Genomic DNA, 17,071 nt, shown 5'->3' on the forward strand with positions numbered 1-17,071 from the left:
TAAGATGAGCACCAAAGGAAGGGATGCCCATGATAAAAAAGTTGAGGTTTCAAAACAAATTGATGTTGAGTTACCTTCTGGCCTGCATCATTCCGCTATTAATTGTAAGCGTATTCATTTTCCATCAGTCAGCCAAAGGGCTGGAAGAATCCTCACAGGAATTTGCCTCCTTGTATACATCCCAGATCAAGTCCTCCTTGAATGAATTTATCAAGGAATATGACAAGATTACGAAGTCAGTATTGGTCGAAAATGAATTGATCTACAGGCTCGGAGAAGGGTCAAGTATACCCATGAACGAGGAGGTAAATCAGCGGGTGGCCGTACAGCAGCTTCTCATGAGGGTGTCATTGCTCAAATCCGAAATTGGCACCGTAATGCTGGTCAGCCGCGATAACAGCGTGTACCAATACACAACTACGACCAGCAGAGTTGATGAGAGCAGACTATTATCCCAGGATTGGTACAATCAGCTCCGCAATTCGGATCAGACCTTTTTTATTAGCGGTCTGCACGATCGTTCCTATTACGAGGATAAGGGCGCAGGAGCTGTTGTGACGGTGGGAAGAGTACTGTTTAATTCGAAAGGAGCATACGCCGGCATGCTTCTAATCGATCTCGATCCCTTTACGCTGCTTCAGCTTGAGCATGAGTTTCTGCAAGCTCGTGATAAATATGGCATTAGCGTGATTATAAGCAATGATCGTAGAGAAATTGTTTATCATTCGGAAGCCGCCAGTGGCCGGATCACATGGGAGCAGGTACTCCATTCCGAATTCGATCTTACGGGAGACCGTACACATGAAGATCGGATTATTTTATCGGAACACACGGCCCAAGGGGAATTATTCATCAAAACCGAGATTCCCCGCTCCAAATTGCTACAGAAAATCAATCAGATGAAAGGGCTGACCATGATCGTGATCACAACAAGTTGCCTGGTTATTTTTCTGATCTCGCTGTGGCTCAGTTATACAATTACAAGACCCATCAAGGCACTTCGAAGAAGCATGAAACAGGCAGAGGTAGGTCAATATCTTCCCATAGAGAAAGAACAGTCCAGTGATGAAATTGGAAGTCTGGTATACAGCTACAACAAAATGATTATCACGATCAAAACGTTAATAGAAGAGGTATACGTGGCAGAAATCAAGCAGCGGCAAGCCAAGTTCCTCGCCCTTCAAAATCAGATTAACCCCCATATGCTGTACAATACCTTGGAATCGATTCGGATGAAGGCATTGGTAAAAGATGACGAGGATACGGCCGGAATGATTAAAATTCTGGCTCGAATGTTCCGGTTAACGCTTGGGAAAGAAGGAAGGCATCATTCGATTAAGCATGAACTGGAGTACACAGGCAACTATCTACAGCTTCAAAACATCCGATTTGATGATATGTTCACATTGTCCGTTAACATGCCGGATGACATGCTGGAGTGCAGCATCATTCCGTTGGTATTTCAGCCTATTGTAGAAAATAGCATCAATCATGGTTTTGCAGGTTACAGCCAGGCATTGTGTATCAAAATCGAGGGGAGCTGGACGGAAAACGGAGAGGTTCTGATCCGAATTTCAGACAATGGAAGCGGAATGTCGTCGGAGAAATGGACGGAACTGAATTCGCTGCTGGAACAAGCGGCTTCAAACCGATACAGCCTGGAAAACCAAGATGACCTTGAAGAGAACGGTCTGGGACTGACCAATATTGCAGAACGAATTAAGCTCCATTATGGAGATTCATATTACATTAAGGTGCTATCTGGTATTGAGAACGGCACGACCATTGAAATTCGGATTCCCGGCATAGGCAAGCCTGAGCACATAAGTTTCGATGTGAAAAAGGAAGGTGAGGGAAATGAAACTGATTTTGGTAGATGACGAAAAAGGGATTTTGGTAGGACTCAAAAAAATGATAGATCGCTATATTCCGGAATGTGAAGTGGTCGGAACAGCTTACAATGGGCGTGAAGGCTTCGAGCTGATTCAAAAATGGCAGCCGGACATCGTTATTACCGATATTCGAATGCCGCAGGCTGGAGGACTGGAAATGATTCAAATGCTCAAAGAGGTCGACATTCAGAGCAAATTCATATTGCTAAGCGGATATGCGGACTTTGAATATGCCCGGAAAGGGATGCAGCTGGGTGTGAATTTTTACATCAATAAGCCGGTTGAAGAACAGGAATTGCGTGACTGTGTTTGTCAGGTCATGGATACAATTCGCATAGAGCGAAGCAAACACCAGGAAATGGAAGCGTTGAAAATGGCATCATATCACCGCATGCAGGAAGATGGATTGCGAGATATTCTGGATATGGGTAGCGATTATACCGAAATTGTAGAGGAGCTACAAAGAATCAGATGCATGCCTGAGAAGGATGCACAATTTGCTTGTATCTTGATTGAAATCCGCAGTGAGGCAGACGGTCTGAAAGTGCTCGGTTTTGATCCTGTATTTAGGCAAATTGATCTGGTCTTCAGACACTACGGTAGTGTTTATCGTTTCCGCTATACAGGTGCACAAATTGCAGTAATCGTGATGCACGATGCAGCTATGGAGAGCAAAGATATGGTTAACACGGCACAGCGCCTTCATGAGGTTCTTCTCAGACAACTGAACGTCTCCAGCGTGATTGGCATCGGCAGCGTTCAGAATCGGCCTGGTGGTATTAGCCAATCCTTTGAAGAGGCGCGAAATGCCCTCAGCTATCAAGCGATCAAGGGCGCAGAGCCCATTATTTCGTTTACCCAGATCATGAATCTGACAGGCAAAAGCGAGCTGGTTACAGAAGAGATGATCGCGGACCTGGAGGCTGCCATCGACAACCTGGATGAACGGGAAAGCGTGGATATGATCCATCGGATCTTTAGAAAAATAGAAGCTGACTCAGATTTCAGTCCGGCAGATCTCCAGCTGCAATGCTTGAACATCCTTTTACTGAGCATTCGGAAAGTATCTTTTCAGCAGCTGCAGCAGAACAGGTTGTTAAGTCGACAGCTGTTATCTTTGGAGGGTATTTCACGGTTTAAGACGTTAGCGTCTCTGGAACAGTGGATGGTGGAGGTCATTGGTGGAATCATTGGATTTATGCTGGAACAACGTACTCCCAAGAAAAAGGACATGATCTCAGAGATCAAGGAATATGTCACAGACCATTATGATGAACCCATCAGCCTGGCCGAATTAGCTGCTCGCTTTTATATGAACCCGTATTACCTAAGCCAATATTTCAAACAAAAAACAGGTGAAACATATTTGAATTTTTTGACCCGCATACGGATCAGCAAAGCGAAGGAATTGCTTGAACAGACAGATTTGAAGGTGTATGAAATCTGTCATAAGGTAGGCTATTCGGATGCGCAGCATTTTGCACGCATGTTCGAAAAATGGACCGGATTCAAGCCGAGGGATTATCGGAAAAGTCTTGCAAAACAATAAAAATCAAGAATGCCACTTCATAACGAAGTGGCATTCGTTTTCTTAAAAATCACTTGTTTTAACTTAAAAATGCCTAATTGAGTGATGATTATTCTGGCTGTATAGTTACCTTGTAAGCGGATTCATTAGAGAATACTGGGGGGGGGATAAGTTGAAGGCATTTGCGTTTCATCGAATGAAAGTATATTGGCCACTATACGTGATGGCTATTCCGGGTATCGTTTTTCTCATTGTGTTTAAATTTGTCCCGCTGGGCGGTGCAATCATCGCTTTCAAGGATTACTCGGTATTTCAAGGGTTCGGAGACAGTCCGTGGGTAGGACTCAAACATTTTAAGACCTTAATCGAACATCCCGATTTTGCGAGGGTATTTGGAAATACGCTAATGCTCGGATTTTTGAAACTTGTGTTGGTTTTTCCGGTGCCTGTATTGCTGGCTCTGATGATTAACGAGATTCGCAAATCGGCGTTAAAAAAAGGAATTCAAACGGCACTGTATATCCCTCATTTTTTATCATGGGTTATCGTGGGCGGAATTTTGTTCGATTTCTTTTCTTTAAGCGGATTGTTCAATATCGTTATCGGGTGGTTTGGTCTGGATCCTGTGCTGGCTATGCAGGAGAGTGACTATTTCAGACCCATTTATGCCATCTCGTCCATCTGGAGAGACGCCGGGTGGGGAACTGTGGTGTATATGGCAGCAATTAGCGCGATTGACCCACAACTCTACGAATCAGCAATGATTGATGGTGCATCAAAACTAAGGCAGATTCGCCATATCACGTTCCCGCTGCTTTTACCAACCGTGCTTGTGCTTTTCCTGCTCGAAATCGGTAACTTTCTGGATCTCGGATTCGATCAGGTATTTAATATGCTCACCCCAATGACGTACAGTGTGGGAGATATTTTGGATACGTACGTGTTCCGGACCGGTATTCAGCAAGGGCAGTATAGTTTCGCGACAGCGGTCGGATTATTTCAGTCGGTAATTGGCTTTATCCTGGTATTTGTATTTAATAAACTGTCCAAAAAAGTGTCGGATGGGGGGCTTTGGTAAGAATGGTTGAAGCGAAAAGAGAGCGAGCATTTGTTACCGGGGTTACCATTTTTCTCATCCTGTTTTCCATTGCGGCCATTATTCCGCTATTGTCTGTAATTTCCACCTCATTCAGTTCCAAAAGCGTCGTGGACATGAACCTGGTGACACTGTGGCCAAAGGAATTTACGCTAGATTCATGGAAATACATCATTGATCGTCCGGATCTATGGAGGTCCTTCTTTCTGACAGTAGGTACGACCTTGATAGGAACGGTACTGGCTCTACTGATGACAGCCTTATTCGCGTATCCACTGTCGAAGTCAGAGTTTCGATGGGGCTCCGTAATTATGGTATGCGTTGTGATTGCAATGATCTTCAAAGCGCCGATCGTTCCGTACTTCCTGACGGTACGCAGTATTGGTCTCTATGATAATCCGCTGGTCCTGATCTTGCCGCATATTCTGAATCCTTTTAATTTGATCATCATGAGAACCTTCTTCAAACAATTTCCCAAAGAGCTGGAGGAAGCTGCCTTTCTTGAAGGCTGTGGGTATTTCCGAATGCTGTTCCATTTCGTTCTTCCTTTATCCAAAGCTGTAATGGCAACCCTCGCCTTATTTTATGGTGTGGTGTTATGGAATCAGTTTCAGCATCCGTTATTTTTCCTACAGGATACCAATTGGTTTCCGCTGCAGATCAAGATCAGACAGTTTATCACCGACGATAGCGTTATGATGGCAGGTGCTGCTTCAACGGTGGACTTGAATTACAATGAGCGGACATTGAGAGCAGCAACCGTCATTTTTGCGATCATTCCGATCATCATTGTGTATCCCTTCCTGCAAAAGTATTTTGTCAAAGGAGCCATGCTTGGCTCTGTGAAGGGCTGATCTCGTTTTATCAATGAGCAGAAGAATCTACAAGAACAACCATGATTGAAAGGGGATTAGCTATGATTCTGAAAAAGATGGGTTTAATGATGGCTGCAGGCGTTCTGGCGATAAGCACGATTACCGGCTGTAATTCAGGCTCTACGGGTGATTCTTCCGCTGCTGGCCAGACATCGGCCAATGAGGATGGAACAGTTGATATCGAAGTATGGGGAACGAACATCGGTTATAAACCGATTACCAAGGGCAGCCAGTTGTATGAGTTTTATAAGGAAAAGCTTGGTGTGGGTGTAATTCATCCGTATGTGGAATGGAACGGAGGCACCAACTATCTGAACCAACTGAATCTGAAAATTGCTGCCAATGAAATGCCTGACTTGTTCATACCTCAGCAGGGCATTGAAGACAGCTTGGCTAAAAATGGTGCCATTGCCGACCTGACCGACCTGCTGCCTAAAGATGCACCAAATGTATGGGAAGCCATCCCCCAGGAGATGTGGGATGTAGTTAAGGCAAATGATCCTACAGGACAAGGAAGGATTTACTACATTCCAGGGGTTGTGGAATACGGAAGATACGCGAGCATGATCCGCCAGGATTGGCTCGATCAACTGGGTCTGACGATGCCGAAGACTCAGGATGAATATGTTAAGGTACTCGAAGCATTTCGGGATAAGGACCCTAACGGCAACGGCCAGAAGGATGAGCTTCCTACCGGGGGCAGGGAGCAGGCACGGTGGATGGACCACTTGTTTGCCATGTACGGGGTAGCGATGTTCGAAGGCTATCCGGAGTGGGATATATACGATGGCGAGCTGACTTATTCTGCAGTGACTCCGAATATGAGGGCAGCTCTGGAATTCGCGGCCAAGCTGTATAAGGAAGGTCTAATCGACAAGGAGTCACTTCTGAACACGAAGGATAAGTGGGATGGCAAAATTCAATCTGACAAGGTAGGAAACTATTTTCACTGGGTCGAGCATGGCAATATGATTTTGGAGAACCTGGAGAAGAACACAGGCGTGAAGGCTAACTTTACCGTGCTCCCTGTACCGAAAGTTGAAGGATATGAAGGTTTCTACACAATGAAGAGATTCGCACCTCCGCAGTGGGTCATCAAGAACAACAAGGATGAGAACAAGCTGATGGCCACCTTGAAGCTGCTGAACAATATGTATGACAAAAAGAACTGGAAGGATCTGTTCCTGGGCGTGGAAGGTATGCACTACGTGATGAAAGACGGCAAAGCCGTTAAACTTCCCGATGACAAGAGCAGTCAGGAAAATCAACTTTTGAATCCGTATTCGACTTTGGCGACACTTGATTTTACGATGGACCTCTTTAACAGTACCTCATCAGAAGATAGTAAATGGGCGATCGACCAGGTAACCCGTAATATGCAGGAAGCCCAGAATTACGCGAAAGTCATTGCCGGTGACGGTATGCCAGCCAGTGTGTACGACAGCTTCCCTGATATTAATAATCGAACGCTATACGTGGAATACGCCACGAAAATCATTCTGGGACAGTACCCGATCAGCAAGTTTGATGAGTTTGTAGATAAATGGAATGCATCGGGCGGGGAAGAGGTGACCAAGCGCGCAAGAGAGTGGTACACCAAGGTAAAGAAATAATGGATTAACGAAGATATTCGCCCGCATTCTGTTGAAGGCGGGCGAATTTTAATATTAATCTGACGTGCAGAGTACGAATCTACGGATTGAAATAGAAGCCGGACCAGGAGGGAATCATGACAAATCGGTTAATGGAAGTGCTCAAGGGTGAGGAACATAATTATATCCTCCCATTTCTGTGGCAGCATGGGGAGGAGGAGCAGGTGATCCGGGAAGAGATGGCCCGTGTGGATGAGGCGGGCATCGGTGCTGTGTGTGTTGAAGCTCGGCCGCATCCTGATTTTTTGGGACCGAAATGGTGGACAGACATGGACATTATTATGGATGAAGCCCGTAAGCGCGGGATGAAGGTATGGCTGCTGGATGACGATCATTTTCCTACTGGGCATGCGGCAGGCAAAATACAGGAAGCTCCGGAAGAGCTTCACCGCTTGTTTCTGGGTGAGCGATATATTGATACCCTTGGTCCTGCAAAAGGTGCCTCTTTTTTGCTGGATACATTGCTGATGACAGGGCTTCGGCCTACCATATCGGATCGTCAACATGCAAAAGGGAAAAACCAACTGGTTTCCGCCGTTGCAGTCCGCCGTGATCCGTCCAATGGAACATTACTGAGCGACTGCGTCGACATCACTGAACATGTGCGGGACGGTATTCTGTATTGGGACATCCCCGAAGGATACTGGCGCGTATTTATAATTTCTGCCAATAAGGAGGGCGGCAGCAAGGCGCAGGAAGATTACCTGAACCCGCTGGATAAGGCTTCGGTACGGATTCTGATCGATACGGTTTATGAGAAGGTCTATGAACGATATCAGGCGGATTTTGGTAAAACCTTTGCGGGCTTCTTTTCGGACGAACCTGGATTCTATAATGACCCGATCACCTTCGATTTCCATTCAAGACCCGGCAAACCAGGGGTGTCGCTTCCGTGGAGCCTTGAAATGCCTTTTTTTCTGGAGCAGGCCCTCGGTGAGGACTATCGTAAGGATCTCTATCTTCTCTGGCAGAATGGGGAAGAGCGATCTCATACTGTGCGGTACACGTATATGAATATCGTTAGCAAGCTCTACGCAGACAACTTCTGCAATCAAATCGGGGATTGGTGTCGAGCTCGCGGAGTTGAATACATTGGACATGTTCTCGAAGACAACAATGTTCATGCTAGGCTTGGCCCCGGTGCGGGACACTTCTTCCGCTCGCTCTGGGGACAGGACATGTCAGGTCTTGACGTAGTATTATGGCAGATCGTGCCCGGCTTTGACCAATTGAGTTTCCGGACCACGTCAGGGGAGACGGACAGTCAGTTCTTCCACTATGGTCTGGCGAAGCTGGCCGTATCGCTCGGGCACATCGATCCGAAAAAACAAGGCCGGACGATGTGCGAATTGTATGGAGCCTATGGCTGGACGGAAGGCTTGAAGCTGATGAAGTGGCTTACCGACCATATGCTGGTGCGCGGAGTTAACTACTTCGTCCCGCATGCTTTTACACAGAAACCTTTCCTGGATCCGGATTGCCCACCGCATATGTATGCAGGCGGTAAAAATCCGCAGTATAGATTCTACAAACATCTAAATCAATATATGAACCGAATTAGCCACCTGATTTCAAGTGGAAGGCACATGGCAACTGCAGGTGTTGTGTATCACGCTGAAGCTGAGTGGTCAGGGGAAGCCATGTATTTTCAGGAGCCCGTCAAGGAATTGATGCAGCATCAGATTGACTGCGATGTTCTTCCGATCGATGTTCTTCTCGATGAAGCGAGTGTGAGGGATGGCAGACTGCATGTGCATCTGGAAGATTATGCATGCTTGATTCTGCCTTATGCGGATGCGCTTCCTGCGGCGCTGCTGCGGCGTTTGGTTCAGTTTGCGGAACAGGGTCTGGCCATTTATTTTGTTGACGGGCTGCCCACGCGTTCCAGCGAAGGCATTAAAGCTGCTGGTGAGTTATCATCTCTTGCGAATCATAGGAACGTTAAGAAAGTTGTGCTGAACAAGCTGTCTCAGGATCTGAAGAGCAATGGGCATTTCGATATTCAAGTGCATTCTGATGAATCTTATCTGCGGCATTACCACTATGTTCATCCTGATTTGGATGTGTTTATGTTCTTCAATGAGAGTCCGCATGACACGATACGTACAGAGGTTGTTTTACCTGTACGAGGAAAGATCTATGCATATGATGCTTTCCGGAATCGCTTGAGCCACTTGACTGCGTCAGACACTCATCCGAAGTCGGTGCCGCTAACGCTGTATCCATATGAATCCATCATTCTGCTTCATGGAGATAACTTGGATAGTCATGCGATAGGTCCAGTGGATATGGAGTTCAACCAGACCATTGATCTACAAGCCAAGTGGACGGTGTTAACTGCGGACGCTGAACAGTATCCTCATTTTGTGGAGTGGGGCCAATTAAGTACGTTAACCAATATGAGTTCGCCCGATTATCTGCCGCATTTTTCCGGAACGCTTCGTTATGAAACACAATTTGAATGGAACGAATCCGTTAACCAAGCGATTTTAGAGCTGGGCGAGGTGTTCGAAACGGCAGAAGTATGGTTAAACGGTAAGCATATAGGCGTGCGGATCTGTCCGCCTTATCGATTCGAAATCCATGGGGAGTTAAAGAAAGGGGGGAATAAACTAATTATTGAGGTTACAAATACGTTGGTAAAAGATCAGCGAGATTTCTTGTCCTCTTTTGCCCAACAGGAACCAAGTGGACTTATTGGACCCATTCAGTTGAAAAGGCCTGAAGTTTCCTAGAGACGGTCGGAACGTCTGTTGTAATCTGAAACCACACCAATCCCAAGATCCACAGACAGCAGATGTTTAATATTTCGGCTGAAGGCAATGAGGTAGCGAAGGACATAAAAGGGATGATACCAAGCTAAGATAGAGATAGAACTCAAATTGAAAACAATGCCCGAAATATGAGAGAGCCGATAACCGTGTAATTGGGTTATTGGCTCTGTGTGTGTAGGGCTAGTTCTTTGTCATGCGTTTGTTAGCAGCCCCTCGGTTATATCACTTGTTGCTGGTCTTCTTGACCAAGTCCACGCCATCGTATGCCAGGCTTTCCACACTTGCAGCCTTCTGCAGTATGTAATGATCAAAAAAGTTCTTCGTATAGTCTGTTACAAGATTTCGCATCTCCATAGCATCCCGTTCATCTCTGAGTTCCTCATTAACACTGGTAAACACGATGTCGCAGTAATCTAAATGAGAAGCACGATCAACAGAGAAATAATAGGTTTCCATGCTATTGTTAGCGCCAATTATCGCGTTCATATTATAGTTAGGTTCACAAAATAGAAGCAAGAAGGGTTTCTTAAGGTCGCTGCCCTGAAGGCCAAACGCACCGCTATCCAAGCCAATTCCGCAGGCGAACCGTTCGTCGTCCCGGCAAACAATCGCCGCTGTAGGCCCTCCATAAGAATGTCCGACTATGCCCATGCCGATGTTAAGCCATAATCTGCCCTTAAAGATGGAATTCAGCTCTCCAGCGTCCAGTTTGTAAAGATAATCGGCTACATACCTTATATCTTCTGCCTGTAATTCGCTATACTCTGTTAACTTGGATAGTATCGGTACTGTGAGCACGTTTTGGCACATCTCAATGGCAGTTTCATCGTCAGGCCGCATCTCCATCTTACCAGCCAACTCCATCATCTCCGGATCTTCAGAAAACGCCATAATGACATCCGAAAAATCCTTTGATACATTAAACAGGCGCCCATCTTTACACTTATACATCGTGCTATTCTGATGGCCGATGCTTACCACTACATATCCCATGCTTGCCAAGTCTGTACAGATCACGGTACCCCATTCTGGAGAACCTCCCCCGCCGCAAACATAAAATAATACCGGATAGCGCTTTTCCTTCCCGGAGAGAGCAATGTCGTCGTAACACTGGGTCTTGATATCGATAGAGTAAGCATCCTTCAACGCAGCGAGAAGTGGCTGCTCATTCAACATCTCGTATACTTCAGGAAACATGTACGTGGATGTCGTCTTACCTTCGTTACTGTCGGACGGATAGTACACAAACGCCGTCAGTTCTCTTTTTGAGAGGTCGGATGCTGTGTACTCAAAATCCATCTGGGTTCGACCGACAGTATAGCTGCCAATGGGTTCTGGAAATGCGTCATACGTTTTCATTTTCGTATTCCCCCTTAATTAATAAAGTGGTGAATGTGAAATACATATATTGCGCTATAAGTACTTATCAAAACGGTGAGCGATACATCCTATCTTCGAGTGATACAGTTCTATTCCTTGGCTTCCTTGAGATCGCTAACCATTTCAGAATATTTCTGATCTTCGAGCAGCCCATGACCCATAAAGTCAGCAAAGTACTTGCTAATCTTAAGTTGCAGCTTAGAGTCCTTAATATCGAACTCTCGAAAAAACATGACAAGATTAAACTGCATGGACTCAAACATAAAAGAAATTAGGTCGTCGTCAATATCAGGTCGGAGAGACCCATCAACCCTCATTCGGCGTAAAATGTTCTTGATGATGGGGAATGACTCTCCCTTTAGCACGTCCAGATAGACTTTAAGCAAAATGTCCTGGGGAATGTAGAGTACTGTTTCAGTGAGTTTGATTTCCAACTCATTCAATGGCTCGGTCATCATGCCATTAACATTATCAAGTAAGCCAGTAAGGAAAAACCGGTAAAGGGAGTCTTCATTCGTGTTATTAAAATACAAAGCTCTTTTCTGGGTCACATTACGTATTAAGTGACAATAAAGGTCATCTTTGTCTTCAAAATATCGATAGAATGTTCCGGGGTGCATGGACAAACGATCCAAAACCATCTTCATCGTTATATCCGCGTAAAGATTATCAACAAAAAGATGCATAGCGCTATTAGATATCTCTTCGCGCCTTGCTTCATCTAAACGAAAGAAAGATTTTTTTGGCATAGAGTACTCCTTAATATGAAGTGTGAACTCATTCACACGATATTGATAATTTATTCACATGTCAAGTCATATTGAAATATTCGGGAAGAATGCAACAATTAGCCTACTATGATATAAACTCTACCCAAATGGAGTTCATGAATCGTTATGTATTCTATACATTCGTTGATAACCAATAGAAGGTTGATGATGTAAATGTAGGCAGGCAAAACAAAAGGCACCCGCCTATAGGCAGGTGCCTTCTCAATATAGATCAAGTAATGATTATCTGCAGGGAATTTCATTTTGCGAGTTCCTGTTCCTCCAGTAATCGTTTCAGTTTTTGGCGCTGTCGTTTTTCCTTTTGGCGGCGTTCTCTGTCCTCAGCTTGCAGAGCTTTAAGTAGGGAGACACACATGCCGATAAGGACAACAGCGAACGGCAATGCGGCCACAATGGAGGCCGTCTGGAGGCCGTTTAATCCCCCGCTGATTAGCAGGACTACCGCGATGGCGGATTGCAAGATTCCCCAGGTTAATTTCACTCTTGTACTCGGGTCCAACTTGCCATCTGAAGTCAGCATGCCGAGCACAAAGGTAGCCGAATCCGCAGACGTAATAAAGAAGATCATGATCAAAAGAGTAGCAACGAATGCTGTAATCGTGCCTAAAGGCAACTGCTCCAGCATAAGGAATAGTGCGGTTGTTGTATCTTCTTTGACTGCTTCCGCCAGATGAGTGGCATTGAACAATTCCAACTGAAGTCCTGTTCCCCCAAAGACAGAGAACCAGATAAATCCGAAAAGGCTTGGAATAACCATAACGTAAATTACAAATTCCTTAATGGTTCTTCCTTTGGATACCCTTGCGATAAACGTGCCAACAAAAGGAGCCCACGAGATCCACCATGCCCAGTAGAATAACGTCCAGGTTCCAATCCAGGTTTCTCTGGAGAACGGCGTTAGTCTCAAACTCATGTTAATAATATTCTGCAGGTAACTGCCCAAGGTGGTCGTGAATGTGTCAAATATAAAAGAAGTCGGCCCAGTCACCAAAACAAACAACATTAATAGCACAGCTATAACTAGGTTGGTATTGCTCAAAATCTTAATTCCTTTATCCAGACCGGAGGTTGCCGAGATTAAAAACAATACCGTTACAATGGCGATGATGACAACCTGGGACAGCGTTGAGTTGGGAATACCGAATAAGTAATTTAGCCCCCCACCGATCTGAAGTGCACCCAAACCAAGCGAGGTCGCAACTCCGAAGATGGTGGAAATGACGGCCAGAATATCAATGACCTTGCCAAGCCAGCCTGCAGCAAGACGCTCACCGATCAAAGGAATAAAGGTAGAACTGATCAGCCCCTTGTAGCCTTTCCGAAACTGGAAATAAGCGAGTGCTAAGCCGATAACGGTATAGATAGCCCAAGGATGCAAACCCCAGTGGAAAAAGGAATAACGCATGGAAAGTCTTGCGGCTTGCGTTGTTTCGGGTACAGCTCCTTCCGGTGCAGATAAATAGTGGGACAGCGGTTCAGCAACTCCCCAGAAAACCAGCCCAATACCCATACCAGCGCTAAACAGCATGGACAGCCATGAAACCGTAGAATATTCCGGTTCATCATCGTCATCCCCCAGCCTAATACTGCCAAATCGGCTGAATGCCAGATAAAAAGCGAAGATCAGGAAAAACAGTGTCGCCAGCAAATAAAACCAGCCAAAATTCTGAATAGAGAAGTTGTAGGCTACGTTAGCCGCATCAGCCAGCTGATCAGGAGCGACGGCTCCCCATATTGCAAATAGGGCAACGATGATAATTGTGATTGTAAATACCATGAAGAGACCTCCGTTATGTAAGCTTCATCCAACTTTTCCTTAGTATGTACTAGTCCAGCATGTAATATTTCGGAATGCCAGCTGTTGATAAAATAAAACAAATCGCCTTATGTTGAAACACCCGTCGGTTTGTTTTGATCCTGCCAAAATAATATATTATCGATAATTGCCTGTTAAACTGAGTTGGTGGATTGAGAATTTCGTGTTTTAGTTATATAGATATAACTTGAAAAGTCTATGAGGGAATCATCACTTTTAGGAGAAACATTTGAAAGTATAGTGTGTTTTTAATGATAAGAGATTCTGAAGGAAACAATGAAAGGGTGAGAGGGATGAGGAGACTCGAGTCTGGTATATCAATAGACAACGAAGTATTTTCTGATATTGTCAGGTATGAGCACGTAATGATAAGCAGAGCGACCATAAAAAACTCAAATGTTGGTTCACCTATATTTTGGAACTGTAATCTGAATCAGCTTGTGTTTGATTCTTGCGATCTTACCAATGCGAGATTTTTCGCCGGTAGTACGATTGATCATTGTGCATCCTCGACGGTGTTCGTTTTGTGAACTGTGATCTGACGCAATGTATTCCGCCAAAATCCCAAAATCATCTGTATGTTGAACAGGTAGCCTCACGTGTGAAAAAAGCGATGACGAAAATTGACAATGACCCCAATCTTTCTGACGATGAACGGAAAGTATTGGTACGCAGTCTGCGCAAGCTTGAGCATATGGAACAGTATATTTTCAATACGTTACATATGAAGAAGATATATGGTGATGTTTTTGTTAAACAATTTTTAAGTAGTCTGGAGCTTAACAAAGCTTAAAAAAACAGTTATGTGGGTCTCCTTATAAGGGGTATATGACTTTGCAGTCCCCTCCAGGAGGTTGTGATCTCACCAGGAGAACATGAAGGGCAGCTTTAGACCACAAAAGCTGCTCTTCTTGCTTTTTCCACAAAAATCTATTTTATTTCTTTATCTTTATGATTTGTTGATGTGTTTCATCTCGACAAGTTAAAAGTTATCAAATTATTGTATTTATCTGCATGTTTTTGTTCGTCAAGAATAATTCCCCAGACAGTATCCTTGTATATTCCATAAGGAAGTCCAAACCAAATCTTTCTTTTATTTTGTATAAATTGAACTAGGAATGGAGACGGTATGAAGAAAAAGGTGGATAAGAAATGTATCGTTTGTTTATATCGTTGCTCTGTCTATGTATGTTGGTTTCACCAGCGTATGCTTCCCCCTCATCTGAAGATGCAAGTTCACTTATAAATGAACTCCGTACAGGAGGGTATATTCTTTATGTTCGTCATGGTGAGGCGAATGTAGGAGAGGATCAACCCGGATTTAGTCTGATGGATTGTTCTACCCAAAGGAACTTGAGTGTTAGAGGTAAAGAGCAAGCAAGTAAATATGGTGAAGCCATTCGAAAACTTAATATACCAGTTACGCTTCCGGTAGAATCAGGTCCACTATGTAGAACTGTTCAAACTGCCGAAGCTGCATTCGGTACACAAGTTGTAACTGTTAAACCATTTTGGTTGAAAATATATGAGCTTAGCAAGAACATGGGTGCTGAAGATACACAAAAAATACTTCAGGCCTTTACCAATGAAGTTGAACAAGTACCACCTAATCATTCAAATAGGGTTATAATAGCTCACTCTTTTCCATCCGGTATCGGGTTAGGTGACATCCCATATATGGGGACGGTAGTAATTAAACCGCTGGGAAATAACAGAGGGTATGAGGTTATTGGAAGATTTACCCTTGAGGATTTATTACTGCAAGCAAATTTGTAGTTATTCAACTCGTGTTTTAGGCAGAAAAAGTAGAGGAGCTTTTGTTAGAAAAAGCTCCTCTTTAATTTAAAGGTAAATGATGATTATTATTTGTCAGGTTTAATCATTTGCACAGGATTTTTGTAAATATCGCAACCAACATGTCCTATGGCTGCACATGTGTCCTGATTTTCAAAATCTTCTCAAGCATTCTATCTACCTTAAATACTAATTTATGAAGTAGCATATGGCACACGGTGATATAAAAACGACGAACAGGGACTTTATATGGGAATTAATACAGTTCGCAAGCGAGTAAACATGCGATAAAACAACTTAATAATTAATGTATAAAGAGAAGCCTAAGGACTTGCTTGTATACCGTACGATAATCGTGGTAATTCTAACCTTTAGAGAAAGACTTATTACACAACGTTTACAGGAAAGGAACATCAGCGTGCCAGAATGGTTAGAGGTTGTATTTCGAACGTTATCTGCCGTTACAATTCTGTTTATAATCACAAAAATTTTAGGCAAGCGTCAAATTTCTCAATTATCCTTGTTTGAGTATATAACAGGGATTACTTTAGGGAACCTGGTAGGGTATATATCATTGGACACGGATACCACTTGGTACTTAGGTTTCATCGCATTATCCGTATGGGTAGTCGTGTCTACGGGAGCGGAATATTTAACGATGAAAAGTAAAAAGGTCCGGGACATCTTGGATGGGAGATCAACGATTCTCATCGAAGATGGGACTGTAAATGAAAAAGCATTAGAGAAAGAGCGATTGACGATCGATGAATTTCTGGAGCAGCTTCGTAAGAAAGATGTGTTTCGAGTTGCTGATGTTGAGTTTGCAGTCATGGAACAGAGCGGAGATATCAGTGTCATGCTAAAAAAGGAATATCAACCACTCACCGCAGATATATTAGGTTACCATATCTCATCTGAAGAAGAACCGAAAACAATCATTATGGACGGACATATCTTGTCAGATGTGTTGAAAACAGCAGAACTGAAAGAAGAATGGGTACGAAAGGAACTCCGCAAACTTAATTTGACATTGGACCAAGTGTATATTGGTCAGATCGATAGTAAGGGAGAACTTTCAGTACAGACGGGTACAGAATCTTTCCCTAAACCTGCCAATTCAAGTCCGAAAGATCAAATTACAGAGTTAGTGAAACGACTACAGGATGATTTAATGATGCGAAAAGAGCTTGCCTCCAATGATAAGGATAGGCTGAAATATCAGGAAGCGTTAGATCAATTCCGAACGGTAATGCATGCATATCAGAATAAACAAACCTAGATGTTGTAATATAGTTTGTCTTCACATCCAAATGCAAAAGCCCAAGCCAAAGCTTGGGCTTTTGTTATCTATTTTTTTGGAGGAAACTTGAGGTTCTGACGATGGTTTCGCGTTTAATTTATGTATTGGATGCATTATTTGAACGTTTCGCTGAACTTATTCAGAGATGAACGAGTACAATTTGGCTCCAAAAA

At 44.0% G+C, this 17,071-nt stretch carries 12 protein-coding genes; 9 read left to right on the forward strand and 3 right to left on the reverse strand.

Annotated elements, in window-relative coordinates:
• Positions 1-62 precede the first annotated feature (62 nt).
• From CHH60_RS02865 to CHH60_RS02890, 6 genes are all read left to right on the forward strand, one after another.
• Positions 63-1,880 (forward strand): cache domain-containing sensor histidine kinase, encoded by a 1,818-nt coding sequence (locus CHH60_RS02865; protein WP_255247811.1) that lies wholly within the window; start codon positions 63-65, stop codon positions 1,878-1,880.
• Positions 1,858-3,441, forward strand: coding sequence for a helix-turn-helix domain-containing protein (locus CHH60_RS02870; protein ID WP_095357821.1), 1,584 nt, complete (start codon positions 1,858-1,860; stop codon positions 3,439-3,441). The genes CHH60_RS02865 and CHH60_RS02870 overlap by 23 nt, the downstream gene beginning before the upstream one ends.
• A 151-nt stretch (positions 3,442-3,592) precedes the next feature.
• Complete coding sequence (locus tag CHH60_RS02875) at positions 3,593-4,498, forward strand: ABC transporter permease (RefSeq protein ID WP_095357822.1); 906 nt, start codon at positions 3,593-3,595, stop codon at positions 4,496-4,498.
• Positions 4,499-4,500: 2 nt separating this feature from the next.
• Positions 4,501-5,370: a carbohydrate ABC transporter permease gene (locus tag CHH60_RS02880; protein WP_095357823.1), complete on the forward strand. Its 870-nt coding sequence runs from the start codon at positions 4,501-4,503 to the stop codon at positions 5,368-5,370.
• A gap of 62 nt (positions 5,371-5,432) precedes the next feature.
• On the forward strand, positions 5,433-7,004 hold the full coding sequence (locus tag CHH60_RS02885) for an ABC transporter substrate-binding protein (RefSeq protein WP_095357824.1): 1,572 nt from the start codon (positions 5,433-5,435) through the stop codon (positions 7,002-7,004).
• A gap of 116 nt (positions 7,005-7,120) precedes the next feature.
• Positions 7,121-9,778: a glycosylhydrolase-like jelly roll fold domain-containing protein gene (locus CHH60_RS02890; RefSeq protein WP_095357825.1), complete on the forward strand. Its 2,658-nt coding sequence runs from the start codon at positions 7,121-7,123 to the stop codon at positions 9,776-9,778.
• A 261-nt stretch (positions 9,779-10,039) separates the two neighbouring features.
• Here CHH60_RS02890 and CHH60_RS02895 read toward each other — a convergent pair whose 3' ends face one another.
• From CHH60_RS02895 to CHH60_RS02910, 3 genes are all read right to left on the reverse strand, one after another.
• On the reverse strand, positions 10,040-11,176 hold the full coding sequence (locus CHH60_RS02895; RefSeq protein ID WP_095357826.1) for an alpha/beta hydrolase: 1,137 nt from the start codon (positions 11,174-11,176) through the stop codon (positions 10,040-10,042).
• A gap of 110 nt (positions 11,177-11,286) precedes the next feature.
• Entirely contained in the window at positions 11,287-11,946 is a 660-nt protein-coding gene (locus CHH60_RS02900; protein WP_095357827.1) for a TetR/AcrR family transcriptional regulator, read from the reverse strand.
• Positions 11,947-12,226: 280 nt separating this feature from the next.
• Positions 12,227-13,765: a glycine betaine uptake BCCT transporter gene (locus CHH60_RS02910; RefSeq protein ID WP_095357829.1), complete on the reverse strand. Its 1,539-nt coding sequence runs from the start codon at positions 13,763-13,765 to the stop codon at positions 12,227-12,229.
• Between the two features lie 652 nt (positions 13,766-14,417).
• Here CHH60_RS02910 and CHH60_RS30160 point away from each other — a divergent pair.
• The 3 genes from CHH60_RS30160 to CHH60_RS02930 all read left to right on the forward strand — a co-directional run bounded on the left by CHH60_RS30160 (position 14,418) and on the right by CHH60_RS02930 (position 16,877).
• Positions 14,418-14,597 (forward strand): hypothetical protein, encoded by a 180-nt coding sequence (locus CHH60_RS30160; RefSeq protein ID WP_255247795.1) that lies wholly within the window; start codon positions 14,418-14,420, stop codon positions 14,595-14,597.
• A 359-nt stretch (positions 14,598-14,956) separates the two neighbouring features.
• Positions 14,957-15,580, forward strand: a complete 624-nt coding sequence (locus CHH60_RS02925; protein WP_255247796.1) for a histidine phosphatase family protein — start codon at positions 14,957-14,959, stop codon at positions 15,578-15,580.
• Between the two features lie 436 nt (positions 15,581-16,016).
• Positions 16,017-16,877 carry a DUF421 domain-containing protein gene (locus CHH60_RS02930; protein ID WP_095357938.1) on the forward strand — a complete coding sequence of 287 codons (861 nt, stop codon included), beginning with the start codon at positions 16,017-16,019 and terminating at the stop codon, positions 16,875-16,877.
• Positions 16,878-17,071 lie beyond the last annotated feature (194 nt).

Source organism: Paenibacillus sp. 7523-1 (assembly GCF_002276415.1).
Lineage (GTDB): Bacteria > Bacillota > Bacilli > Paenibacillales > Paenibacillaceae > Paenibacillus > Paenibacillus illinoisensis_A.